Source organism: Phytohabitans houttuyneae, assembly GCF_011764425.1.
Taxonomy (GTDB): Bacteria; Actinomycetota; Actinomycetes; order Mycobacteriales; family Micromonosporaceae; genus Phytohabitans; species Phytohabitans houttuyneae.
Window position 1 is genome coordinate 2,386,048 of record NZ_BLPF01000001.1, and the last position, 25,138, is coordinate 2,411,185.

The 25,138-nt window shown below is 72.0% G+C and carries 21 protein-coding genes; 18 read left to right on the forward strand and 3 right to left on the reverse strand.

Annotated features, from left to right (window positions below):
- The first annotated feature begins 522 nt into the window (after window positions 1-522).
- The 7 genes from Phou_RS10495 to Phou_RS10525 all read left to right on the forward strand — a co-directional run bounded on the left by Phou_RS10495 (window position 523) and on the right by Phou_RS10525 (window position 8,824).
- Window positions 523-1,074, forward strand: a complete 552-nt coding sequence (locus Phou_RS10495; protein WP_218578935.1) for a response regulator transcription factor — start codon at window positions 523-525, stop codon at window positions 1,072-1,074.
- 117 nt (window positions 1,075-1,191) lie between these two features.
- A complete protein-coding gene (locus tag Phou_RS10500; protein ID WP_173055743.1) occupies window positions 1,192-2,676 on the forward strand; it encodes an amidohydrolase family protein in 1,485 nt (494 codons plus the stop codon).
- Window positions 2,673-3,821 (forward strand): N-acetyl sugar amidotransferase, encoded by a 1,149-nt coding sequence (locus Phou_RS10505; protein ID WP_173055752.1) that lies wholly within the window; start codon window positions 2,673-2,675, stop codon window positions 3,819-3,821. The genes Phou_RS10500 and Phou_RS10505 overlap by 4 nt, the downstream gene beginning before the upstream one ends.
- Before the next feature lie 32 nt (window positions 3,822-3,853).
- On the forward strand, window positions 3,854-5,929 hold the full coding sequence (locus Phou_RS10510; RefSeq protein WP_173055754.1) for an ATP-binding protein: 2,076 nt from the start codon (window positions 3,854-3,856) through the stop codon (window positions 5,927-5,929).
- Window positions 5,926-6,918: a guanitoxin biosynthesis L-enduracididine beta-hydroxylase GntD gene (gene gntD, locus Phou_RS10515; protein WP_173055756.1), complete on the forward strand. Its 993-nt coding sequence runs from the start codon at window positions 5,926-5,928 to the stop codon at window positions 6,916-6,918. The genes Phou_RS10510 and gntD overlap by 4 nt, the downstream gene beginning before the upstream one ends.
- Window positions 6,915-7,724 (forward strand): acetoacetate decarboxylase family protein, encoded by an 810-nt coding sequence (locus Phou_RS10520; RefSeq protein ID WP_173055758.1) that lies wholly within the window; start codon window positions 6,915-6,917, stop codon window positions 7,722-7,724. Before gntD ends, Phou_RS10520 begins: the two co-directional genes overlap by 4 nt.
- On the forward strand, window positions 7,721-8,824 hold the full coding sequence (locus Phou_RS10525; protein WP_173055760.1) for a citrate/2-methylcitrate synthase: 1,104 nt from the start codon (window positions 7,721-7,723) through the stop codon (window positions 8,822-8,824). Before Phou_RS10520 ends, Phou_RS10525 begins: the two co-directional genes overlap by 4 nt.
- Here Phou_RS10525 and Phou_RS10530 read toward each other — a convergent pair.
- Together Phou_RS10530 and Phou_RS10535 are read right to left on the reverse strand one after the other, a co-directional pair.
- On the reverse strand, window positions 8,810-10,003 hold the full coding sequence (locus tag Phou_RS10530) for an acyl-CoA dehydrogenase family protein (protein ID WP_173055762.1): 1,194 nt from the start codon (window positions 10,001-10,003) through the stop codon (window positions 8,810-8,812). The two genes, Phou_RS10525 and Phou_RS10530, sit on opposite strands and share 15 nt — an antisense overlap.
- Window positions 10,004-10,005: 2 nt before the next feature.
- The gene (locus Phou_RS10535) at window positions 10,006-11,121 is read right to left on the reverse strand and encodes an aminotransferase class I/II-fold pyridoxal phosphate-dependent enzyme (protein WP_173055764.1); all 1,116 of its coding nucleotides are present in this window, start codon (window positions 11,119-11,121) and stop codon (window positions 10,006-10,008) included.
- Between the two features lie 148 nt (window positions 11,122-11,269).
- On the opposite strand from Phou_RS10535, the gene argS reads away from it, so the two are divergent.
- Complete coding sequence (argS, locus tag Phou_RS10540; protein ID WP_173055767.1) at window positions 11,270-12,928, forward strand: arginine--tRNA ligase; 1,659 nt, start codon at window positions 11,270-11,272, stop codon at window positions 12,926-12,928.
- 16 nt (window positions 12,929-12,944) lie between these two features.
- Here the strand turns inward: argS and Phou_RS10545 are convergent, their stop codons facing one another.
- On the reverse strand, window positions 12,945-13,943 hold the full coding sequence (locus Phou_RS10545; RefSeq protein WP_173055769.1) for a GSCFA domain-containing protein: 999 nt from the start codon (window positions 13,941-13,943) through the stop codon (window positions 12,945-12,947).
- 186 nt (window positions 13,944-14,129) lie between these two features.
- On the opposite strand from Phou_RS10545, the gene Phou_RS10550 reads away from it, so the two are divergent.
- From Phou_RS10550 to Phou_RS10595, 10 genes are all read left to right on the forward strand, one after another.
- Entirely contained in the window at window positions 14,130-16,115 is a 1,986-nt protein-coding gene (locus Phou_RS10550; RefSeq protein WP_173055777.1) for a radical SAM protein, read from the forward strand.
- Window positions 16,105-16,413, forward strand: a complete 309-nt coding sequence (locus tag Phou_RS10555; protein WP_173055779.1) for a hypothetical protein — start codon at window positions 16,105-16,107, stop codon at window positions 16,411-16,413. Before Phou_RS10550 ends, Phou_RS10555 begins: the two co-directional genes overlap by 11 nt.
- Window positions 16,374-17,333: a glycosyltransferase gene (locus Phou_RS10560; protein ID WP_173055781.1), complete on the forward strand. Its 960-nt coding sequence runs from the start codon at window positions 16,374-16,376 to the stop codon at window positions 17,331-17,333. Before Phou_RS10555 ends, Phou_RS10560 begins: the two co-directional genes overlap by 40 nt.
- Window positions 17,330-18,367, forward strand: coding sequence for a radical SAM/SPASM domain-containing protein (locus Phou_RS10565; RefSeq protein ID WP_173055783.1), 1,038 nt, complete (start codon window positions 17,330-17,332; stop codon window positions 18,365-18,367). Before Phou_RS10560 ends, Phou_RS10565 begins: the two co-directional genes overlap by 4 nt.
- A gap of 63 nt (window positions 18,368-18,430) precedes the next feature.
- Window positions 18,431-19,999, forward strand: a complete 1,569-nt coding sequence (locus tag Phou_RS10570; RefSeq protein ID WP_173055785.1) for a pyridoxal phosphate-dependent decarboxylase family protein — start codon at window positions 18,431-18,433, stop codon at window positions 19,997-19,999.
- Window positions 19,996-20,799, forward strand: coding sequence for a hypothetical protein (locus Phou_RS10575; protein ID WP_173055787.1), 804 nt, complete (start codon window positions 19,996-19,998; stop codon window positions 20,797-20,799). The genes Phou_RS10570 and Phou_RS10575 overlap by 4 nt, the downstream gene beginning before the upstream one ends.
- Window positions 20,786-21,559 (forward strand): sulfotransferase family protein, encoded by a 774-nt coding sequence (locus Phou_RS10580; RefSeq protein WP_173055789.1) that lies wholly within the window; start codon window positions 20,786-20,788, stop codon window positions 21,557-21,559. Before Phou_RS10575 ends, Phou_RS10580 begins: the two co-directional genes overlap by 14 nt.
- Window positions 21,556-23,313 (forward strand): hypothetical protein, encoded by a 1,758-nt coding sequence (locus tag Phou_RS10585; RefSeq protein ID WP_173055791.1) that lies wholly within the window; start codon window positions 21,556-21,558, stop codon window positions 23,311-23,313. Before Phou_RS10580 ends, Phou_RS10585 begins: the two co-directional genes overlap by 4 nt.
- Window positions 23,310-24,365 carry a non-ribosomal peptide synthetase gene (locus tag Phou_RS10590; protein WP_173055793.1) on the forward strand — a complete coding sequence of 352 codons (1,056 nt, stop codon included), beginning with the start codon at window positions 23,310-23,312 and terminating at the stop codon, window positions 24,363-24,365. The genes Phou_RS10585 and Phou_RS10590 overlap by 4 nt, the downstream gene beginning before the upstream one ends.
- Window positions 24,362-24,988, forward strand: coding sequence for an NAD-dependent epimerase/dehydratase family protein (locus Phou_RS10595; RefSeq protein ID WP_173055795.1), 627 nt, complete (start codon window positions 24,362-24,364; stop codon window positions 24,986-24,988). Before Phou_RS10590 ends, Phou_RS10595 begins: the two co-directional genes overlap by 4 nt.
- Window positions 24,989-25,138 lie beyond the last annotated feature (150 nt).

Genomic DNA, 25,138 nt, shown 5'->3' on the forward strand with positions numbered 1-25,138 from the left:
TTCATGACTTGCGATCTGATAAGACTTCGCGAACCAGCCGGGCCGACCACTTGCGACATGCGGACCGAAACTTTCGAACGCCGCACGCCACCTCACACCCCCGTCAGCGGCAACCGGCTCGCCCACGCGAGGCAATCCCCGCCCGCCGCGACGTCTCCGCGCGGCCAGAGCTATGACCAGGTAACTCCTCGCCAAACCGCTGACGCTCAGATCTACAGCACAGCGCGCGCGGCCGACTTTGACAGGCGCCGAGACGCGCCTTGTCCCCAAAAGTGGGCACTCCGCCTGCGTCCCATTGTGCTAGATTCATCGATCATTACCAGTGTCGCTGGTTCCGGAAGACGTGCGAAACGATCTTCCGGAGCGGCTACTGACAGTGATGCAATGACCATCGATACACAGGGGGTGCCTCGCACCGCCCGGAGGCGGTTATAAACGACTTCTTGATCGCGGACCATTTCGGGGGCAAGGTTGATCCGGGTCGATATCATCGATAGTTCTCCAGTATTTCTGGTTGGGTTGGTGCAGATCCTTTCGGAAAGTGGAATCAAAGTCCTGGGTGCCAGGACATCGCCTGACGAGAAGGTTTCCTGGCTGGCTGACGCCGTCCTGGTCGATCCGGACGCGTTGTCTCCGCCGGACGACATGGAATACCTCTTACACCTCGCGAGGACGACGTCGGTGGTCGTCCTCACCTCCCGCTCGCCGGCCGAGCACGAGCGATACCTACGGGTTGGCGCCTCAGCGGTGGTCAGCAAGCGGGAGCCGGGCCAAGCCCTGGTCAACGCGGTGAGGGCGGTAACGGCGGGTTCGGCGGCGGCACCGCACGGTGCAAACGGCGCGCCGGCCGCGGAGCGGCTCGAGCCGCCGGTCCAGCACCTGTCCGAGCGTGAGGAGCAGGTGTTGCGGCAGATCTCCCAAGGCTTGACCCATGGGCAGATCGCCACCCGGCTCGGCATCAGTCAGCACACCGTCGATACGTACGTCAAACGCATCCGCGCCAAACTCGGCGCCGGCAACAAAGCGGAGCTAACCCGGGCGGCGCTGCTCGGAAACGTCGTCGACGCCTCTTAAAAGCACCTGCGCGCGCATTCGGCGGGCCAGTCCCGCGAACGGGGTACTGGTCCCGCCGAGCCGAGGTTGCGACCGTTCTCGTTGCGACAGCCACGGGCATAGATGCGAGGAGACCAGATGCCAGCGGTTGGAACGTCCGCCTCCGCGCAGGTCAGGGCTCGGCTGAGCCACCCGGTAGTGGATTGTGACGGGCATTGGACCGAGCCCATCCCGCTGTGGGCCGAGTACGTCAGGAAGCTTGCCGGCTCCAGCGCTGCCGACACGTTCACGCGGATGCAGCGCGGCCGGGGCGACGCCTGGTACTCGATGACGCCGCAGGAGCGGCTCCGCCAGCGGTACTGGCGACCAGCCTGGTGGGGCTTCCCCGGTAACACGCTGGACCGCGCCACCGCGATGCTGCCGGAGCTGATGTACCAGCGGCTGGACGACTTCGGCATCGACCTGGCCCTCATCCTGCCCACCCGGGGAAACACGCCCGACTACATCCCCGACCCCGCGCTGCGCAGTGCCGTGGTGCGCGCGGCGAACATCATGCACGCCGAGGTCTTCGAAAAGTACGGCGACCGCATGCTGCCCGCCGCCACCATCGCCACCAACACGCCGGAGGAGGGCATCGAGGAGGCCGAGTTCGCGGTCAAGCAGCTCGGCCTGCGGGTCGTGGTGCTCAACGGAAGCCTGCGGCGCACGGTCCCGGCCTTCGAACGCGACGGTGCCGACCCGGCCGCACTGCCGTACTACATCGACAACCTCGCGCTCGACAGCCCGCACGACTACGACGGCCTGTGGGCCAAGCTGGCGGAGCTGCGGGTCGCGCCGATGACGCACAGCGGCAGCCGCGGCTGGGTCGACCGCTCCTCGGTGACCAACGACGTGTTCAACCACATGGGTCATTTCGCGCAGGCGGCTAACTGCTTCGCCCGCGCCCTGTACCTCGGTGGCGTGCCACGGCGGTTTCCCACGTTGAAGTTCGCCTTCCTCGAAGGTGGCGTCGCCTGGGCCCGCAGCCTCTGCGCCGACCTGATCGGGCACTGGGAAAAGCGCAACGAGCGCGCGCTGCTCGAGCACCTCAGCCCGGCAAACCTCGACCTCGCCATGCTGACCGAGCTCATCGTCAAGCACGGCGGCCCGTGGATGGCCGAGCACGTCGACGCGTTGCTGGCCAACCTTGACGTGCTGTTTCCCGGCACGAGCGTCGAGGAGCTCGTCGCGCGGGAGACCGACCTCGACGACTTCGCCGCCATCGGTGTCACGTCCGCCGAGGAGGTGGGCGAGACCTTCGCGCGAAACTTCTACTTCGGCTGCGAGTCCGACGATCCGCTGGTGTCGGTGGCGTTCGACACCCGGCTCGGGCCGGCGTTGAAGCCCTTCTTCAGCTCGGACGTCTCGCACTTCGACGTCACCGACATGACCGAGGTGCTGGCCGAGGCGCACGAGCTGACCGAGCACGGCCTGCTCGACGCCGACCAGTTCCGCCGGTTCGTCTTCAGCAACACGGTCGAGCTGCACGGCGGCACCAACCCCGACTTCTTCCGGGGCACCGTGGTGCAGGCGGAAGCCGAGGCCGAGCTCGCCCGGCTCAGCGCACCCGGTGAGGTTTCGTGACGGCCACGGACGACGTCGTGTGCACCCGTTGCGGACTTCCCGCGACACGGCGCACCGTCACCCTCGACCAGGACACCGTCTGTTCGGTGTGCCGGCACCACGAGGTGAAGCACACGGGTATCGACTGGGCCGAGCGGGCGGCGTCTCTTGCCGCGCTCGCCGACGAGGTTCGCGGGCGTGGGCAGTACGACGCGGTCGTGCCGTTCGGCGGTGGCAAGGACGGCGCGTTCGTCCTGTACCACCTCGTCCGCGAGCTTGGCCTGCGCTGCCTCGCGGTGACGGTGGACAACCGCTTCCTGCGCCCTCGGGCATGGGGAAACTGCCAGGCGGTGCTGGACGGGCTCGGGGTGGACCAGGTCATCTACCGCCCGCCGATGCCGCTCGTCAAACGCCTGATGCGGGTGGGCCTCGACCTGGCCGGCACCGTGTGCTGGCACTGCAACGCGGCGATCGCGGCGGTGCCGGTACGCACCGCGCTGCGGCTGGGCGTGCCCCTGCTCGTACACGCGCACAGCGTCGCCGAGTACCACAGCTACACCGGCCGCACCTACGCGGACGCGCCCACCGGCGACGTCGTCGACGCCGAGTGGTACGAGATGGTCACCGGCCTGACCTTCGACAAGGTGGCCGCCGCACTGTCCGATGTGGATCCCGCAGAGCTGGAGCCGTTTCGGCTGCCGGACGACGCCGAGGTGCGGGCCGCCGGCTTGCGCACCATCTTCCTGAGCAACTACCTGCGGTGGGACGAGCGGCGCCAGGTCGGTGTCATCGAGGAACAGCTCGGCTGGTCGCGTGACGTCCAGGAGGGCATCCCGGCCGGCTTCGAGTACGAGAAGATCGACTGCTTCCTCGTCGGCACGCGGGACTACCTCCGCTACATCCAGGAGGGGTACGGCCGTGGTGCCCGCCTCGGCGCGATGGAGGTACGGCTGGGTCGGATGTCCCGGGCCGAGGCCGAGGCGCTCGGCAGGGAAACGGACGGTCGGCGGCCGGCGAGTCTCGACACGGTGCTCGGCATGCTCGCCATCGACGAGGAGGAGCTACTCGACGCGGCGGACGCCTACACGACGCCGGGACGCGAGTTCGACCTGGAGTCCGTGCGGCGCGGCGAGCCGCTGCCGGACGCCGCGGCGATGCCGCGATGACCGCACGGCCGGAAGCGAACGGATCGCCGCCCGTGGAGTGGGACGACGCGCCGGCCGCCACCGGGCCCGCGGACGTGCTGCCCTTCAGCGCGATCGTCGGCCAGCCGGCCATGCGGGCAGCGCTGATGCTCAACGTGGTCGATCCGTCGATCGGCGGGGTGCTGATCGGCGGCGAGCCCGGCACCGGGAAGTCGACCGCCGTGCACGGGCTGCGCGCGCTGCTGCCACCGATCGAGGTGGTCGCCGGCTGCCCGTTCAACTGCCCACCGACCGGCGCGGGGCCGCGCTGCCCCGCCTGCCGGGACCGGCTCGCCGAGGCCGGCCGCCTGCCGGTCGCGCGGCGGCCGGTGCCGCTGGTCTCCTTGCCCATCGGCGCCACCGAAGACCGGCTGCTCGGCACGCTCAACCTCGACGCCGCCCTGCGACACGGCCAGCGGCGACTGTCGCCCGGCCTGCTCGCGGCCGCACACCGCGGCATCCTGTACCTGGACGAGGCGAACCTTGTCGCCGACCACCTGCTCGACGCCCTGCTGGACGCCGCGAGCTCGGGCTGGCACCGGATCGAGCGGGACGGGGTCTCCGCCGCCCACGCGGCCCGGTTTTCGCTCGTCGGCACCATGAACCCGAGCGAGGGCAACCTCCGGCCGCAGATCCTGGACCGGTTCGGGCTGAGCGTCACCGCCGAAGTGCTGCATGACCAGGCCAGCCGGGTGGCGGTGCTCCTGCGGCGGCTTGAGTCGCAGGACGCCTCGCAGCGGCGGTACGCGGACGCCGACGCCGCGCTGGCCGCCAGGCTGCAGCGGGCCCGCGCCATCCTGTCCCGCGTGAGCTGCACCCGGTCGACGCTGGAGTCCGTGGCCGCGCTCGTCGTCCGGGCCGGTGTCGCGAGCCATCGCGCCGACCTCGTGATCGTCCGCACCGCCCTGGCGAACGCGGCGCTCGGCGGGCGCCCGGCCGTCACCCCCCAGGACGTGGCGGTCGCGGCCACCCTGGCTCTCGGGCACCGGGTGGCCGACGACGGTGCGCGGCTCGCGGCCGCGGTGACCGCGCTCGTCGGCGAGGAGGCGGGCAGCGCCGACGAGATCATCCGCCGCTGGGCCGAACCGGCGGACCTGCTCGACGGAGCGGACCGGGACTCGCCCCAGCCCCCGGCTGACAACACGCCTGGCGGCCGCGACGGCCCGGATCGCGCCGCCGGAAACGGCGCGATGCCCGGTCACAGCCTGAACGGCGGGACCGCCGCCGTGGTCGCGGGCGGGTCGGAGCCCTTCCTGGCGCCCGACCCCGGCCGGCCGCCCGCCGCCGCTCCGCACGGGTGGACCGCCGTCCTGGACGCACCCACGCCCAGCCGCGATCTGCTGGCGCTGTCCCGGCGTCGGGTCGCCCACCCGCTTGCCGTACGCGCCCGCGGAAGGGCGGGGGGCGTGCCGGCGGGCACCGCACAGCGCGGGCCGATCTCGCTGCCGCTCTCCATCGTGGCGGCCACGCTCCGGCAGGCCGCGTCGCCGACCGCGCTCGGTCCGGATCGCCGGCTCGAACTGGGCCCCGGTGACCTGGTCCGGTCCGCTCACGCCGGGCGGCCGCGCCTCGCCACGGTGGGGGTGCTCGACTCGTCGTGGTCGATGGCGATGGACGGCCTCTTCGCCGAGGCACGGCAGATCATGTCCGGCCTGTTCGCCGCGGCGCCGCGCGGCGACCGCGTCGCGCTGGTGGTCGCCGGCGGGGCGAACGCCCACGTCGCCGTGCCGTTCGCCCGGACGCCGGAGGCGGCGCTCGACGTTGTGCGCCGGCTGCGGCCACGCGGCCGCACTCCGCTTGTCGACGGCCTGCGCCGCGCCGTCGAGCTGTGCGGCAAGCGGTGGTTGTTCCGCAACGGCGGGATGGCACCGGCGGTGGTGATGGTGACCGACGGCCGTGGAGACCACGGGCGCGCGGACGACGAGGTGGCCCGGCTCGTAGCGACGGTTCGCCGGCTCGCACTGCCCGGGGTGATCGTGGTGCCGGCCACCGCCGGCTTCAGCTGGCGGAGCGAGAGCGCCACCCAGGCGCTGGCCCGCCGGCTCGGCTGGCGGCTCGTGGTGGCGGCACCGGCGGGAGGCCCGACGTGAGCGGCTGGCATCCGTACGTTGTCGACCTGACCGGCGACGCGGCCGCCGCGGCCCTGGCGCTGGCCGGCGACGCCGCCCGCGAGTACGGCACCGTCGAGAGCCCGGACCTGCAGGCAGAGGCGCTCACGATCGCTCAGGAGCTGCCCCGCGACGTACGCCGGGCGCTGAACGCGTTTCGACTCTCCGAACCCTCCTGCGTATGTCTCGTCCGCGGCCTTCCCGTCGACGACGCGGCGCTCGGGCCGACCCCGCGGACCAGGGCGGAGCGCGAACGCGGTGGCCAAACCGCCGCGGAGGTCTTCTTCTACCTGTGTGCCGCGCTGCTCGGCGACCCGATCGCGTGGTCCACCAAGCACAGCGGGCGGATCATGCACACGATCGCGCCCCTGCCCGAAGACGAGGACGAGCAACTCGCATCCAGCAGCACGACGCCGCTGACCTGGCACACCGAGGACGCGTTCCACCCGCTGCGCGCCGACTACGTGGCCCTGCTGTGCCTGCGCAACCCGGACGGTGTACCGACCACCGTCGGCTGCGTGGACAACCTCACCCTGCCGCCGCGGGTGCGGGAGGTGTTGTCGCAGCCCCGCTTCACCATCACGCCCGACGGCTCCCAGCTTGCCAGCGGCGGGATGGCCGCGATGGCCGCAAACCCGGAGCCGGTGCCGCTGCTCTTCGGCGCCCAGGACGCGCCGTACCTGCGACTGGACCAGTTCTACACGCGACCCCTCGACAGCGACGCCGAGGCGCGGTCGGCGCTTGACTCGCTGCTCGCCGCCACCGACGCGAGCCTTTCCCGGTACGCCCTGCGCCCCGGTGAAGTGTGCATTGTGGACAACTACCGGGCGGTGCACGGCCGGGACAGCTTCCGGGCGCGTTACGACGGTACCGACCGCTGGCTGCGGCGCCTCAACATCGCCCGCGACCTTCGCCGCTCCCGGGCCCTGCGGGCCGCGCCGGCGGTACGCGTGCTCGGCACCAGCGCATGAACGGAGACGACGACACCGTGCACCTCGCCGGATACACCCTGCCGCTGTCGCCATCGGGCCGCTCGGCGCTGGTACCGCCGCCGCCCTGGCACTTCTCCGGGGACGTCCTGGCGGTGGAGTACCTTGCCGACCCGGCCGCGGTGCGGTCGTTCCTCCCGCCCGGCATCACCCCGGCGGACCCGCCCGGACTCGCCTTCGCGATCTTCGGCGACTGGCAGTCCTGCACAGACCAGGGTGCGGAGCTCACCGACCCGGTCCGCAGCCAGTACCGGGAGTTCTACGTCGCGCTCGCCGGGCAGTGGGAGGGCGACCTGGTTGCCCGTTGCCCGTTCTGCTGGGTGGACCAGGACTTTTCGCTCGTCCGCGGGCTCATCCAGGGGTACCCCAAGAAGCTGGGCCGGATCGGCATCACCCGCCTCTTCGACGTCGGCCGGGCCACCCCCGGCCTGCTCCCCGGCGCTGTGTTCGGCGCGAGCCTCGCCGGCGCCGACCGCCGGCTGGTCGAGGCGGAGGTGACGCTGCGCGGGCCCGGTGAGGCGCCACCGCTGATGTCCGCACCCCTCGTCCACACCCGGCTGTTTCCGGCCTGGACGCCGGACGGGGCACCGGTCGAAGAGCTCGTGACCGGCGGCAGCACCGACCTGACCATCGCAAACGTGTGGACCGGCGACGCGACCCTCTCGTTCTTCGAGTCGCCGGTCGACGAGCTGGCCCTCCTGCGACCCGTCGAAGTGCTGCGGGGCTACCGGTTCAGCTTCGCCGAGACGATCGTCGGCGGGCGCCTCCTGTCCGGTACCGCGCGATGAGCGCCTTCCAGTCCGGCCTCGAAGGCGTCGTCGTCGCGCAGACGGAGATCAGCGAGGTCGACGGCGAGCGCGGCCGGCTGATCTACCGTGGCGGCAATCTCATCGAGGGGGTGTGGCAGCGCAACGTCCCCGAGATCGCCCACCTCCTCTGGTACGGCCGGTTTCCCACCGCCGCGGAGCTTGCCGATTTGGAGCGCGTGCTCGCCAGCCGCCGTGCGCTCAACCCGGCTGCCCGGGCCGCGCTCGCCGGCCTGCCGGTCGATGCCGACCCGATGGACGCGCTGCGCACCCTGCTGTCCGCCGCCGGCGCCGGCCCGGGTTGCCCGTCCCCGTCGATCGACCAGGCGAAGACCATCACCGCGCAGGCCGCTACCGCGCTGGCGGCGTTCTGGCGGCACCGGCGCGGGCTGCCGCCGGTGGAGCCCTGCGCCGAGCTCGGCCACGCCGAAAACCTGCTCTACATGATGCGCGGCGAGCGGCCGACCGCGGACGAGGTGCGGTGGCTCGAGGCGTACCTGGTCATCACGGCGGACCACGCGCTCAGCCCGTCCACGTTCACGGCCCAGATCGTGGGCTCGGCCGGCGGCGACCTGTGGTCGGCGATCGTCGCGGCGATCAGCACGCTCAAGGGGCCGGCGCACGGCGGTGCCATCGCGGCCGCGACGGCCATGCTCGCCGACGCCGGCACGCCGGAGAACGCCGAGCGGTTCGTGGTGGACCTGTTGGACCGCGGCGGCCGGCTGATGGGATTCGGCCACCGCGAGTACCGCGTCTACGACCCGCGGGCCCGGCTGCTGGGGGCGGTCTGCCGGGAGGCCAACCCCGCCTTCCACGAGGTGGCCTCGGCGGTGGAGGAGGCCGCGCTGCGCGAGCTGGCCCGCCGGTACCCGCACCGCCCCAACTTCACCAATGTCGACTTCTTCGCCGGTGGCATCCTGTCGCGGCTCGGCTTCGACCCGGACTTCTTCGCGTGCGTGTTCGCCGCGGCGCGGGTGGTCGGGTGGTCGGCGCACGTGGTGGAGTACCTGGACCGCGGTGGGCGGATCATCAGCCCGAAGTCGGAGTGGATCGGCCCGGAGCCGGCCTCAGATCCGGGTTGAGTCGATCGCCTCACCGGCCAGCAGCCCGCCGGCCAGCGCGTAGAACTCCGGTCCCACGCCCGCGTGCTGCGTGATCGTGTACATGTCGCGCAGGTGGCGCTGCACGGACGCGCCGTCGTACACGCCGACCGAGCCGCTGCACCGGTACGCGACGTCGACCACCTCGGCGGCCACCGCGACGACCCGCGAGCTCGTCGCCCGCAGCCGGGCCCGGTCGAGCAGCGAAAACAGGTGACCCGCGCTGGCCAGGTGCCACATCTCTGCGGCGTCGGCGTACAGCAGCGCGCGTGCGGCGCGCAGGCTGGCGTCGGCTTCGCCGAGCCGGTGTTGAAACAGCGGAGCCGCGGCGAGCCGCTGCCCGCCGTACGCGGCGCGCTTGCCGGCCCGGGCCACGGCGGCGACGTCGTCGAGCGCGGCGCCGGCGATGCCGAGCGCCACCGCGGCGATGAAGAGCCCGAGCTGCGCGACCGACGGAATCTCGAAGACCGTGCCGGGCACGGTGGGCGCCCCGCCGAACAGCCGGCATGTGCGTTCGGGCGGGCACAGGACGCCGTCCAGCCGCACGTCGTGGCTGCCGGTCCCGCGCAGGCCGAGCGCCTGCCAGGTGTCGACGACCTCGGCGTCGCGGACCGGGGTGAGAGCCAGGCGCAGCTCGGGCGCGCCACCGGCGTCGAGCACGGGGGCACCTTCGCCGGTGACCACCCGGCTGTGTGTGATCAGCCAGCTGCTGTGCTCGCATCCGCTGGCGAACGGCCACTGTCCCCGGATGAGGTATCCCCCGGCGGCCACGGTGGCGGTGCCCTTCGGCGCGTGGGAGCCGGCCGAGATGACGTCGGGGCCGTCCGCGTAGACGGCCCGGAAGGTGTCCGCGGGAAACAGCGAGAAGACGATGATGTTGCTTGCCGCGATCATGACGTTCCACCCGGTCGAGCCGTCCGCTCTGGACAGTTCCTCGACGACGGCGAGTGCCTGGTCGACGCGGAGCTCGTCCCCGCCGTACTCCTTCGGCAGGAGCATCCGGAAGCATCCGGCCGAGGTGAGGTCGGCCAGGACGTCGGGCGGGAGGCGGCGGGCCGCCTCGATCGCGGCGGCGCGTTCGGACAGGGCGGGCGCCAGGTCCCGCACGTTGGCGAGGGTCGGCGACGCCGGCAGCGGTGACCCGGAGGCGGTGGCGTTCACGGCTACCGCGTCCTGGTGGCCTCTGCCAGGTGCGCCAGCGCGGTGTCCACGTCGACGGTGTTGCGGGCCAGCGCCAGGCGCAGGTAGCGACCGCCCTCGCCCGGTCGCGCCCAGTGGAACTGCTGGCAGGGCAGCAGATGGATGCCACTGCCGCGGAGCAGGCCCAACACGCGGCTGGCCGCCTCGGCGGAGTCGAACCGCAGGCGGCAGACGCTCACCCGTGCGTCCGGATCGGCGACGGCGACGCCGGGCAGGTCGGCAACGGCCGCCGTGACCCGGGACCGGTTGGTCGCGATGAGCTCGTGCAGGGCGCCCATTCCACTCGCCGCGGCGTCGAGCGACAGGGTCTCCACGAGCTTGAGCACAAGTGGGGAGACGCTGAGCAGTACCTCGCTGAGCGCGTGCGCCACGGCTTCCCGGAGGTCATCGCTGACCGCGAGGAAGCCCAGCTTCAGCTCGGCCATCGGCCAGATCTTGCCGGTGTCCTCGATGACGATGTACGACACACCGGACCGGTCGAGGATCTCGTAGGTGTCGTACTGGGCGCGCACGTCGAAGCCGCGGAAGGACGTGTCGAGGCACAGCAGGATGCCGTTGACCTTGCAGGCCTCGGCGAGCGTCTTCAGGGCGGCGCTGTCCAGGTACCAGCCGGTCGGGTTGTTGGGCGTGGTGACGAACAGGGAGGTCGCACCCTGCTGGACGATCTCGTCGAGCGCGGGCGGCGCGCAGTCGTCCTCCCCCACCGGCAGCACGGTCACGCTCCGGCGGAGCAAATCCGAGATGTTGTCGAAGGTCGGGTGCAACAGCGCCAGGCGGTGCTGCCGCTGGGCGAGCACGTTGCCCACCACCATCGTGGCGACCGAGGAGGAATAGACGCTGAACACCCGGCCGTCGGCGATTGGCGCGCGGTGCTGACCGAGCATCGCGAAGAAAGCCCGCTGCGCGTGTTCCTCAATGTGGTCCGCGGGGAGGGCCAGCGCCACCTCGAACAGTTCCGGCAGCGCGTGAATGATCTTCCATTGTTCGTCGGTCGGGTCCTGGCGCGGGTGGCCGTCCGCCATGTTGAGATGTGAGACGAGTGCCTGTTGCTCAAGTTCGGTGAGATTGAGCACGCGCATTCCCCTATTGGACGATGAAGGCCCTGGGGCCAAAGAGTAGTTTCGATGCGACAAGAGGTGCCGTCCCGTGAAAGCGGGACGCCCGGCGGCGCGTGGGGCGGCGTGGTGGCGCGTCGGGGGTAACAGTGACTTTGGGTAACATGGTCGCGTGATGCCAACCCAGCTTGCTGAAGCCGTTCATGGTGCCGCGGCGGCGGTCCTCGCCGAGCGGGGCTTGGACCAGTCGGTCCTGCCCGACCAAGCGACCGTGAGCCGCACCAAGCGACCCGAGCACGGCGACTACGCCTCGAACATCGCGATGCAGGTGTCCAAGGGCGTGGGTGTGCCGCCGCGAGAGCTGGCCGGCGACATCGCCAGCCATCTGGCGAACTACCCGGGTGTGCGCGGCGTCGAGGTGGCAGGTCCCGGGTTCCTCAACATCTGGGTGGCGGCCGCTGCGGCGGGTGGGGTGGTCCGGGAGATCGTGCGCCAGGGCGATGCCTACGGCCGCACCGAGACGCTGGCAAACGACCGCGTCAACCTGGAGTTCGTTTCGGCCAACCCGACCGGCCCGATCCACGTCGGCGGGGTGCGCTGGGCGGCGGTGGGCGACGCGCTGGCGCGGCTGATGCGTGCTGCCGGTGCTGATGTGGTCACTGAGTACTACTTCAACGACGCCGGCGCGCAGATCGATCGGTTCGCCCGCTCGTTGATGGCCGCCGCCAAGGGCGAGGCGGTCCCCGAGGACGGGTACGTCGGCGACTACATCGGCGAGATCGCCGCGGCGGTCGTGGAGCGGCGGCCGGACGTGCTGAGCCTGCCCGAGCCGGAGGCGCAGGAGGTCTTCCGCGTCGAGGGCTGCGCCTTGATGTTCGACGAGGTGAAGGCGTCGCTGACCGAGTTCGGCCTCACGTTCGACGTGTTCTTCAACGAGCAGACGCTGCACGAGCGGGGCGAGGTGCAGGCGGCGTACGACCTGCTGACCGAGCGCGGCTACGTGTACCCGAAGGACGGCGCGTTCTGGCTGCGCACGACGGCCTTCGGTGACGACAAGGACCGCGTCATCCGCAAGTCGAACGGCAACTGGGGCTACATCGCGGCCGACTGCGCTTACTACCTGGACAAGCGCCGCCGCGGGTTCGAAAAGGTGATCCTGGTGCTCGGCGCCGACCACCACGGCTACGTCGGCCGGCTGCGGGCGATGGTCGCGTGCTTCGGCGAAGACCCGGACCGCCACCTGGAGCTGATCATCGGCCAGCTCGTCAACCTGACCCGCGACGGCAAGCCGGTCCGGCTGTCCAAGCGGGCTGGCACGCTCGTTACTCTCCGCGACATTATCGACGCTATCGGTGTTGACGCGGCGCGGTACGCGCTGGCCCGCTACTCGGTCGACTCCGCCATCGACCTCGACCTCGACCTGTGGACGCGGCGCTCCAACGACAACCCCGTCTTCTACGTGCAGTACGCCCACGCCCGCATGGCGAGCGTGCTGCGCACAGCGGCCGAACGGGGCGTCTCGCGCGGCGACGACTTCGACCCGTCGCTGCTCGTGCACGAGCGCGAGGGCGACCTCGTGCGCGCGCTTGCCGCGTTTCCCAGCGTGGTCGGGATGGCGGCGGAGCTGCGCGAGCCGCACCGGGTGGCCCGCTACCTGGAGGAGCTGGCCGGCACGTACCACAAGTTCTACGACACCTGCCGGGTGCTGCCGCACGACGACGAGGAGCCGACCGACCTCAACCGGGCGCGGCTGTGGCTCGTCGAGGCCACCGGCACCGTGCTCGCCAACGGCCTGTGGCTGCTCGGCGTCTCCGCGCCGGACCGGATGTAGCCCGAGGGCTTCAGGTTCACGCGCCCCGAAGGTACGTCTCGGTGAACACCTGGACGACCGTGTCGACCATCGCGCGGGTCACGTGCGAGCCGTCCGGCAGCCGGCTGAACTCGGGGTCGGCGCCGGTGACAAGCTCGTAGCTCGGGAAGTAGTGCACGTCGGGGTGGCGGAACGCCCATGCCTCCGCCACCGCGCGCAGCACCGCCTTCGAGTAGGTGTTCGCGACGATCACGTCCCGGCCGGTGAAGGTACACCGCATCGTCACCGGTGACACCGTGACGACGATGTCCGGCCCGCCGGTGCCGCCGGCCGGGTGCAGCAGCTCGTAGATCCGCTCCAGGTTGCGCAGGTTTTCGCCGTAGTCGGTGACCTCGAACTGGTACCGGTCCGGGTGCAGCTCGCGCATCTGGGCGGTTGGCGCGCCGTTGAGGTAGTAGCCGGTCAGCTGGTCCCGCCAGACCTCCACGAGGCCGAGGGTGACGACGACGACCCGCGCCCGCGCGATCCGGGCGGTGAGCGTGTCGTGCTGCCGGCGCCGCCGCAACGTGCCGTCCAGGTCGACGAGCTCCAGCGCGTGGTGGGCGTGCGGGTCCACGACAAGGCCGCCGTCCAGGCGGACCAGCCCCGCGTCGGGAAACTGCGCGGCCGGGTCAAGCGCCCATTCGATGGCCTGCACCATCGAATGCGTGTGGTACTTGTTCGTCACGTGATCGGGGCGCCCGACCTCACCGTCCGGCATCCGCTCACCGGCGAACTCGCGGCCCAGGCTCAGCACCGGATAACCGCCGGCGTCCAGCGCGTACTCGATGTTTCGCGCGAAGCACGAACCGATGCAGAAGACCGGGTCGTCACGGCGCAGGTGGAAATCCGCCGGGATGGTGAGCCGAGGTATCCGCTCGCGCAACCGCACACCCGCCGGTGGATGGGGATACGGCTCGTCGTCGTACCAGTACGCGGCCGGATTTTCCGCCAAGCGCCGGAAGGCATCGTCGGCCGTCAAACGCAGCAGTGCCAAGACGTCCTCTTCCGGATGCGGTCGCCGGGCAGCGGGCTACGAGTCAACGTACCGACAGCGGCGCGGGGTCCGGCGTAACCAAAACTCGGGGCAGTCGCACGACCTCCCGCTCTGGTTACGGTCCATCCCGATGGATATCCGCTGCCGGCTCCGAACCCGGACCGCGTTCCCGGAGGGAGGCGGACCATGCCGGACAGTCATCTAGTCCCCCGCTACGAGGCCGACAAGGGCCATGTGCGATTCGCCGACGATGTCGTCTTCCACGTCCGCAGCGGCGCCATCGGTACCGCGGACGGACCCTGCACCTGCGCACAGGACGAGCCGATCTTCCATCCCGCGGGGTACCGCGAGGCCGTCCCTCAGCTGCAGCTGTCCCTCACCGACGCGTGCAACATGGGCTGTACCTACTGCTCCTTCCGCGACCGCGTGCACGCCGACGGCAAGCCTGTACGGATGCCGATGCCCGTGGTGCGGCAGGCGGTCGACTTCTTCCGGCGCGAGGTCGTCGACGACCAGACGCGGTACAGCCGGGTCGACTTCGGCCTGGCCGGCGAGACGATGCTGGTACGGCACCTGCATGAACAGGTGCAGGAGACGGTCATCGCGGGGCTTGAAGGCTCGCCGGTCGCCACCGTCTGGAGTGGACCCAACGTCACCAACGGCACGCTCTCCATGGACGCGGACCTCGCCGACCAGCTCGGACCGCCGCAGGACATCAGCCTTGACGGGCCGCGGGAGGTGCACGACCGCGTCCGCTTCTACACCAACGACCGTGGCGGCACCTACGACGACGTGCGTCCGGTGCTGGACCGGGTGCTCGCCCGCCATCCCGACATGGGTGTCTCGTCGGTGCTGACCGCGTACTGCACGGACTTCGCCAGCATCTTCTCCCACCTCTACGACGACGTGGGCGCGCGAAACATCTACATGAAGCCGGTCAACGCCAGCCACGACAAGGACTACGCGCTCAACCGCACGACTCTGCCCGCCTTCGAAGAGGGATACCTGGGCCTTGTCGAGCACATCCTCGACCACGACGCCGCCGGGATCCTCGGCCGGCTCATGGCGTTGAGCACCGAGGACTACTTCATGCGGTTCTTCTACCGGGTCAAGGACCAGACGGTTCAGGTGTACCGGTGCGGGGCCGGCAAGAGCGGCGCCTATGTGGACACCAACGGCAGGCTCTACGCCTGCGCCCATTTCATCGGCAAGTCCGGCTGGGACATCGGGCACGTCAGCACGGGCTTCAACGAGGAACGGCGCCGGGAGTTCGCCGACATGACCGTCGACGACCGGCCCGGGTGCCGCGACTGCTACGCCCGCTACGCCTGCGGCGGCGGCTGTCACTACCAGGCGGTCCTCGCCAACGGTGACATCAGCCGTCCGGACGAGGTCAAGTGCGACCTCATCCGCTTCCTCGTCCGGCTGGCCCTGCGCCTGTTGACCTATCTGGACAGACACCACCCGGAGGTGCTCGCGGCGCTACCGGCACCGTTCGGGATCGACCCGGCACTCGCGGAAGCGCCCGCCCAGGCCGCGTACCGGCCGGTCGGAGCGCTCGTCGCCGGCAGCGGGGCCGCGCCGGTGCGCCTCGGTACGCCGGGCCGCGTCCGTGGCGGCCTGCCACCGGAGTGGGATCACCCGGCGCTGCTTCGCGTCGACGACGGCCAGCTGACGGTGGACCTCGGCGGCCCGCCGCCGCACGACGGGGAGCTGCGCGCCGGTGTGGCCGCCCTGCGGCTGTGGCTGGTGCGCTACGACGACATGACGCTCGGGGACCTGACAGTGCGAACCCCGCAGAACGACGGGATGCTGTTGCGGGTGACCGCCGCCGGGGCGGCGTGGCGCGAGGCGAGCCAGGAACGCTTCCGCCGCGTGCCGCACCCCCCGGCCGTGTGGCGCCCCGCGCCGGAGGTCGAGGTCGCACCGGACGGCGAGCGGGTCCGGGTACGCGTCGACATTGCCGCGCTGGCCGGTGCCGGCGCGCTCGGCCTCAACCTCTTCCTCGACCTGTCCTCGGGCGGCCACGCCGCGCTCGCCGTACGCGAGCCGTTCGTCGGCCTCTCCCCGGGGGTGTCCGGCTCGTTGCGGCTCACCGGACCCGACGCCGATCGCGACCAGTCGCTGCTTCCGCTGAGTCGCTGGGCAGGTCTGCAGCCCAATGTCTGCTGACCCAGCCCGGGCGCCGGGCGGCGCCGGCCGTGACGCGGGTGCGCACGTCCTGGTCATGAGCAACCGGTACGACACCGAGCCCGGCGCCGGCGGCACGGAGGCCCTGACGGCCGATCTCGTCACCGCGCTGACCGCACGGTCGCTGCGGGTCACCTGGTTGACGCCGGCGGCCGCCGGCCAGCAGCGGGCCGGCGCGGTGCCCCGCCCGCGCGTGCCTGGCGGGAGCGGGAGGACGACCAGGCCGCCGCGCTGGCACCCGTGCTGGGCCGGCTGGCCCCGGTCGACCTTGTCCACCTGACCCACTTCAGCCGGACCGGGCTGGCGTTTCTCGACCAGCCGCCGCTGCGTCACGTGCCGCTGGTGGCGACGCTGACCGACTACACCGCGGTCTGCGCCGACTACCAGATGGTGCACCGCCGGACCGGAGACGAGTGCGCGGCGCCCGTGCCGGCCGAGGACTGCGCGAATTGCCTGGCCACACATCCCGACGGCGCGGCGCCGTCGGCCGCGGAGGTCGCGGGGTGGCGACACCGCAACCTGCGGCTGCTGAACGACCGCTGCCGGGCGGTGTGGGTACAGACGCCGCATCAGGGTCGGGTCCTCGTCCGCGCCGGGCTACGCAAGTCGCTGATCGTGCGCGACCGCGCCGAGTACGACATCCCCGCGCACTGGGGGCCCGCGCCGCGGTCCGCGCCGGTCGTGCTGTTCGTCGGGCGGGCCTCGCCGGAGAAGGGCCTGCACGTCCTGCTGGAGGCGTTTCGGCAGTGGGCAGGGGCGGCGCGCCTGGTGGTCGTCACCAGCGCCGACGACCCGGCCTACGAGGCGCGGCTGCGCGAGCGCGCGGCGGCCGACCCGCGCGTGGAGTGGCGACCACCGCTGCGCCGGGGCGACCTCGGCGCGCTGCTCGCCGGTGCCGGTGCGCTCGCGGTGCCGTCGCAGTGGCCGGAAAACTACCCGATGGTCGTGCACTACGCGCGGGCGCTCGGCGTGCCGGTGGTGTGCTCGTCGGTGCCGTCGATGGAGCATCTCGGCCAGCGGGACGGGGTGTGGCTCGTCGACCGGCGGGACGACCCGCGGGCCTGGGTGGACGCGCTTGACGCGGTCCTCAGCGGGCCGGCCGGCGCGCGGGAGGACCGCACCGGGCAGTTCCGGGCGGCCTACAAGCAGTTCGTCGACGAGATCGCCGGCGTCTACGCGACCGTGCTGGCGGGCCGATGAGCCGGACGCCGATGGCCGAGGTGCCGGCCCGCTTCCACAAGTTTCTCGTGCCGGACGACTTCACCCGCTACGGGCTCAGCCTGGACACGCCCGCGGCGAGCCCCCGGTACCTGCAGATCGAGCTGACCGACCTGTGCAACCTCGCCTGCGCCGGCTGCGTGCGTGCGAGCCACGAGAGCACCGGAAGCACGTTCAGCTTTCCGGACTTCGTGCGGCTGCTGGACGACATGCCGGAGCTGACCCAGGTGTCGTTCGTCGGCGCGGGTGAGGCGCTGATCGTCCGCGACCTGGCCCGCTACGTCGAGGAGTGCACCCGCCGCGGCATCCTCTCGTCGAGCAACACCAACGGCCTGCTCGTCGCGCGGCGGCTGGGCCCGGTGGTGGAGGCCGGCCTCGGCATGCTCGCCGTGAGCGTCGACGGCGCCGACGACGCCACGCTCGCCGACATGCGCTCCGGCCTCCGCCTGCGGCAGCTCACCGCGAGCATCGCCGCCGCGGTACGGATAACCAGCGGCACCACCACGCGGCTTTCGGCCGCGGTGACGCTGTCGCTGCGCAACATCGCCGGCTTCCCGGGGATCGTGGAGTACCTCGCCGACCAGGGCGTCGACGAGGTGAGCGTGGAGAGCCTGCACCACTGGGGTGACGACAAGACGCTCAACACCGAGTCCCTGTTCGCCGCCGACCCGGCCACCGTGGTCCCCCACCTGGAGCGGGGACTGGAGGTCGCGCTGCGGCGCGGGCTGACGGTCCGCGTCTTCGACTACCGCCGGCTCGGCGATCCCCGCGCCGACCAGGTGTGCCCATGGCCCTGGGACGCGTTCTACGTGACCCGTGACGGGCGGGCCACGCCGTGCTGCGTCCAGATCGAGGCGGACGACAGCAACACCATCGGCAACGTCCTCGAGGACTCCGTCGCGGCGATCTGGACCGGTCAGCGCCTGACCGACCTGCGAGCCGGCCTGCGGCACGGCGGCGGCTGGACGTCCTGTGTGGACTGTGTCTACCGGAGGGAGTTCGGACATGCTCGATGAGGACCCGCGGTCCTGCTGCGTGACCTGCCCGCCTCCGAGCTGGCCCGGCTCGCGGCTCGGGCGGTGGCGATCGGTACGGACTTCGTCGCGGGCGGGCTCCGCGACGGGCTGGTGCTCAACTACGCCAGCGAGCGGGAGATGATCCAGCGGTTCGCCGGGCCACTGCCCGAGCGCGGCCGGCCGATCGACGGCCTCCTGGACGAGCTGGCCGAGGTGGCGCACTGGTCCGTCGCCCAGAGCGACCCCCGCTACCTGGCCTTTCCGGACAGCGGATCGAGCGTGGCGGCGGCGCTGGCGAGCATCGTGTCGACCTTCCTCAACCAGAACCTCATCACCTTCGACCGCGGCGCGCCGGCGGCGAGCGTCATCGAGCTGCAGCTCATCGGCTGGCTGCGCGAGCTGGTCGGGTACCCGACGCGGCCGCTGACCGAGTACGACGGGCTGCGCGGCGTGGGCGCCATGTGGACCTCCGGCGGCAACATGAGCAACCACGTCGCCATCGCGACCGCCCTGGCGGCACGGTGGCCGCAGGTGCACCGCGAGGGGGTTCGCGGGCTGCCCGAGCGCCCGGTCATCGTGCTGGCCCGGCAGGTGGAGCACTTCTCCTACCGCGCGGCGGCACAGGTGCTCGGGTTGGGCTCCGATGCGCTGGTGTGGTCGGCCGCGGCTCCGAACCACACGAGCGACGTCGCCGCCCTGGCCGCCGCGCTGGCGGACCCGCCGGACGGGGCGCGGCCGTTCATGGTCGTGGGCGTCGCGGGCAACTGCCGCACCACCGGGATCGACGACCTGGCCGCCATCGCGGACGTGTGCGCCGAGCACGACGTGTGGTTTCACGTCGACGCCTGCCACGGCGGCAGCCTGCTCTTCTCCGAGCGGCTGCGGGGCCGGCTCACCGGCATCGAACGGGCCGACTCGGTGTCGCTCGACCCGCACAAAGGGCTGTTCGTCACGTACCCGTCGAGCTACCTGCTCGTCCGCGACCCGGCCGACCTGGCGCGGTTCGCCCGGTACCCGGAGAAGCTCAACGACCCCGACTGCCTCGACCTCGGCCTGATCACCCCGTTCTACGGCTCGCGCGGCTTCGAGTCCCTGCGACTCTGGGCCCTCATCACCCACCTGGGCCGGGCCGGCGTCGCCGCCCTCGTCGAGCGGCGGCAGCACACCTTCGAAGAGATGTCCCAGCTGCTGCGCGACACCGGCATGTTCCGCTTCGTCGGCGACTCCGACTTCTACCGGTGCGCGTTCGTCTTCTGCCCGCGCCCCGCCGGCGAGTTGCTCGAGCAGCTCAGCGCCCGCCGCGAAACCCGTCCGCCGCTGCGCGCGATCGTCTCCAAGTACACCCGGGCCTACGCCGAGGAGCTGTACCGCTCGGGCGCCGTCGTGTTCGACCTCTTCGCGCTGGAGGACCTGGCCGACCGGCTCGGGCTCGGCACCACCGACAAGTTCGACGTGATGGGGATGTGCGTCGGCCATCCCGACATCGACGACGCGACCCGGCAGCAGATCACGGAACACCTCGTGGCCACCGGCGAGAAGCTCATGCCGGCGATGTTGGCGGAGCTGCGGCTGCTGGGTGACGGCGAGGCCGCCGACGACTCCTGCCTGGTGCTCGGGCCGGCTGGCTGGTGACCGTGGACAACGCCTGCCCACCCGAGTTCACCGTGGTGTTCCTCGTCCACGGGCCGATCGAGCTGCTCGACCGCACCGTCCCCACGACGATCGAGGCGCTGACCGCGCGTACCCGGCGCACCGTCGACCTGGTGCTGGCCATCGACGGCGCGGAGACCGCGCCGGTCGACGCGCTGCTGGAGCGGGCGCCGCGGTGGGGCATCGACGAGGTACGGCTGCGCCGCCGCGACCGGAACGTCGCCGGCGGTGACCCGTCCAACAACGGACACGCCCACCTGGTCCCCGGCAAAGGACGGTTTCTGATCACAGTGGAGGGTGATGTGGTCGCCTTCCGCGCCGGCGAGGGCGATCCGCTCGCGTTCCTTGCGGAGACCTTCGACCGCACGCCGGAGCTGGCCCTCGCCACGCGGATCGACGACCACGCCTGCTGGCGCGAGCCGCTATTGGACGTCGGGTCGCCGCTCGCGCCCGGTGTCCGGTCCGTCAACCGGGTGGCGTCCCATTTCCTCGTCTACGACCTGCCGCGGGCGCTCCCGGTGATCTGGGCGGCCGGTGGCGTGCCGGCCAGCAGCTTCCATGACAGCGACGAGGCCTGGTTCAACTACGAGGACTGGCTGTCCCGCACGTTCGCGGCGCCGGCCGGGCCCGGCATCGGCTACCTGTCCGAGCTGCCGGTACGGGTGTTCCACTGCGACGAGAAGACCGCGCCCGGCGCCGCGACGTACACCCGCAGCCTCGACGTGCGGTTGCGGGTGTTCGAGCGGGCCCGACGCGCGTGTGCCGGCCATGCCACCGTTTGAGCCGGCCCGCCTGGTCAGCCGGCCGGTCTTCATCCTCGCGCCGATCCGGTCGGGTTCCACCCTGCTGCGCTGCCTGCTCAACTCGCACCCGGCCGTGCTGGCGCCGCACGAGCTGCACCTGCGCTATCTCGACGTGGACATCGGCAGCGAGTACACCGATCTCGCGATGGGCACCCTCGGCTGGAGCCGCGCCGAACTGCGTCACATGCTGTGGGACCGGATCCTGCACCGGCAGCTTCAGGCCAGCGGGCGAGCGGTCGTGGTCGACAAGTCGCCCAGCAACACCTTCATCGTCGACGAACTGCGCGCGTGCTGGCCCGAGGCGCGGTTCATCAGGCTTCGCCGCCACCCGGCGGCGATCGCGGCGTCCATCGTCGCCGCGGACGACGGTCGCGACCTCGCCGCGGCGGTGGAGCACGTCCTTCGCGTCGCCGCGCTGATCGACGAGCGGACCGACCTGGACGGCGCGGCGGTCGTCCGGTACGAGGACCTCACGGCCGATCCGGCAAAGGTCTGCGCGGAGCTGTGCGAGTTCCTCGGGATTCCGGCCGATCCGCGGATGGTCGACTACGGCCGCCACGACCACGGGCCCTTCGTCTACGGCATCGGCGACTGGAGCGAGCGGATCCGGTCCGGACGCGTGCAGCCGCCCGCCCGGGTGCCGCATCCGTGTCCAGCGGCCCTGCACGAGCTCTGTGAGCGGTGGGGATATCCGGTCGCCGCGGAGCCCGTCGAAAGTCCGATGAGGACAGTCGGATGAGGACGGAGGGCTGGCCGGCGGCGGTACACGCGGTCAGGACGCTCCTGCGCCCCGGTCCGGTGCGGCCGGCGGCGGACTTTCCCACCGACCTGGACCCGCACGCGCGGATCCGCCGGGTACGCGTCGGGCGGCGGGTCTTCGTGGCGAAGTCGTGCCGGACGCCGGCGGCCCGCGAGGAGCGGCGCCGGGCGCTGCACGCGCGGCGGCGAGCCGGTGCCATCCGGGTGCCGGGCCTCGGTCCGCTGGTGGTAGTGGTGCCCCAGGTCGTGACGCTCGCCGGCAGCACGGCCGCCCTGATCACACCGGATCTCGGCGAGCCGCTCAGCAAACGCTCCGACGCCGCACGCCTCGTACCGGTGAATGCCCTTCGGGCGACCCTGGCGGCGCTGCTGGCGGCCGGTGTGGAAGCGCCCGGCCTGGTCCCGCGAAACTCCTTCCTGATCGGACCGGCCCTGCATGTGATCGACTGGGAGGACGCCACCTTCGACCCGGTCGCCGGTCCGGACCCGGTCACCACCGCCAAGTGGGACGTGGGATGGTCCGACGTCTACCGCACGGATCCAGGACTGCGGTACAGCCTCGCGGGCGCCGCAACGGACGCCGTGGCGCTGGACGGGTTCGAGACGACGCTGGGTCACCTGCTGGAACAGCCCACCTCGGCGCCGCGCCTGCGGGCCTTGGGCGTGCACCTCACCCTCGCCAGCGAGCTGAACACACCGGCGCGGACCCGCGTGACACCGGCCGTGCTCGGCCACCTCGCCGACGAGGTTCTCGCCCCGGCGCACAGCGTGTTCCACACCGCGCTCACCGCCGCCGTGCGCCTGCGGTCGGGTGAACCCGCGTACGCCGCGCTTGTCGACAGGCTGTGGGGTCGCGTCGGGAGCGCGGTCGAGTCGGTCCGCCGTGGCGGTTCGGCCGAACGGGACTGGCTGCGCGCGCTGGTGTTCGCCGCGGACGCGGTCCAGCCGGATGCCGACCGCCGGGCGCCGGCCGGCCTCGACGCGACCGCGCGGCAGTACGCCAGGCTCGGTACCCGGATTGGGTGGGCCGCCGGCCGGCGGCGAGCCGAGCTGGCCGAGCGGCTGACGGTGGCCACCTGGCAGCTGGTGGCCGCCGCCTTCGACCTGCGCCGGCTCCAGCTGATCCTGCGCGGCTCGCTCGCACAGGGCATGCTCACCCGGCGAAGCGACGTCGACTTCGAGCTCAGCTCCCCCGAGCATCCGGACGGGCACCGGGCCGCCGAGCAGCTCGTGATCGACATCCTGGCCGCGCTCGGCTGCCCCGCGGAAGGTTCCGCGAGCCGGCCGGTCGAGGTGGACCTGCGCGCCGGTCCGGTCCACCGTGACCTGCACGAGTGGATGGAGCTGCGCAGGGCCGGCTCGCGACGCCACGACCCGGGTTGGCTCGGCCCCGTGCTGGGCCAGGTCCCGAACGGGTTCGACCTCGGCTCGCGGAGCACCTACGAGCGCGCGGGCCGCACGCTGACCGGCAAGGGACTCTGGTTCGAAGCGCGGGCGGTGCTCGCCCGCCTCACCTTCCCCACCGGCGACGTCCCGCCGGTGCGCCTGCCGGACCAGGTCGCGGCGCTGTCCACAGTGGTCGGCCGCCGGGACGCCGAGCGGGTGGCCGCCCTGGTACGGACCGCCTTCGACCTGCGCGAGCGCACGCACGTGGGCGCCGGTGAACTCGCCGCCCTGGCCGGCCGGATCGATGCCGTGCGCCAGCGCTTCGGCCTGCCCGGGACCCGGCCATGAGCGCGGATCCGATCGCGGGCCTCCTCCTCGACGCCTTCCGGGACGTCATGTGCTACCCCGAACTGCGCACCGACGAAAACCTCTTCGAGGCCGGCTGCACGTCGCGGATGGCCATGGAGGCGATGGGCCGGGTGCGCCGGCACGGGATTTCGGTGGACCTGCGCGACATCCTGGAGCGGCCGTTCGTCGAGCAGTTGGCACGGCACGCGGCCGAGGAGGTCATGTTCGACGGCCGGATGTGGGCGCCGTTCGACCTGTCCGGCCGGTTCGTGCCGATCAAGGCGCACGGAACCGGCCAGCCGCTGGTCGTCGTGCACCCGGCGATCGGCGAGCCGCTGTCGCTGTGGAACCTGGGAGTCAGCGACGTGCCGTGCCCGATCCTCGGCGTACGCGCCGTCGGGCTGGACCCGGGCGAGCGCCCGCTGGCCCCGATGGAACGGATCGCGAGCCGCTACCTGGCCGACCTCGCCGCGGCCGGCATCGGCCACCCGCACCTGCTGGGCGGCTACTCGATGGGCGGCCTTGTCGCCCTCGAGATGGCCCGGCAGCTTGTCGAGGCGGGCCAGCCGGCCAAGCTGCTGGTCATCTTCGACACCGTCGTGCCCGAGCTGCGGGCCGACCACAGCCGCGGCCTGCTCGACGTCGACCTGGCGCACGTCCGCCGGCACCGGCACGACCTGCTGCTGGGCGAGTTGCGCGGCCGGACCGGCCGGGACCTGCCCGCCGGGGCGAGCTACGCCGACATCCACGAGGCGCTGCGGCAGGAAGGGGTGCTGGAGCCGGCGACCACGCTGGACAGGTTCATCCGCATCCAGGAGGTGTGGTGCCACAACACGTACTCCGCCCTGCGGTACGCGTGCAGGCCGGTTCCGGTTGACACCGTCTACTTCCGCGGCACCCGGACCGGCGGCTCAGACCTGCAACGCGAGTACTGGGCGGCGCTGCAGCGCGGGCACATCACGTTCATCGATCACGCGGAGGACCACGACACCCTGATGCGCAGCCGCGCGGTCGGGCGGGACGTGGTCGAGCTGCTGGCGCGGTCGTCATGACCGCGGGATCGGTGGCGGTCATCGGCAGCGGCGGGTTTCTCGGCTCGCACCTGGTCCGCTCGTTGCGGGCCGCCCGCATCCGGGTGTCCGCCTTCACCCGGCACCGCCCCCTCCCACACGCGCTGCGGGCCACGACCGTGTTCTTCGTCGCGGGCTCGGTGACGCCCGCCACCGCCGAGTCCCGACCCGGTCTCGTCGCGGCCGACCGTGCCCTGCTCGACCGGGTGCTCGCCGCCGTGGGCCGGGCCACCGAACCCACCATGCTCGTGCTGGCGAGTTCGGGAGGGACGGTCTACGCCCCCGACGCGCAGCCGCCGTACACGGAGCGGACCCCGGTGGGACCCGACACGGCGTACGGCGAGATGAAGCTCGCGATGGAGGGCGCGGTGCTCGGCTGCCCGTGGGTGCGGCCGGTCGTGCTGCGGTTCGCCAACGTGTACGGGCCGGGCGAGCGGGCCACCAAGGGACAAGGGGTGATCGCGCACTGGATGGCGGCGCTCGCGGCCGGGCGCCCGCTGACCGTGTACGGCGATCCCGCCACCAGCCGCGACTACGTCTACATCGACGACGCGGTCAGCGCGATGATGCTCGCGCATCGCTCGCCGGAGGTGCCGCCCCGGTGATGAATATCGGATCCGGCGAGGCGACGAGCCTGCACCATCTCGTCTCGCTGGTCACCTCGGCCGTCGGCGGGCGCCAGGTGTCAGTCGGGCGGCTGCCGGCCCGCCGGGTCGACCGGGCGTACGTGTCCCTCGACGTGGAGCTCGCCGCGT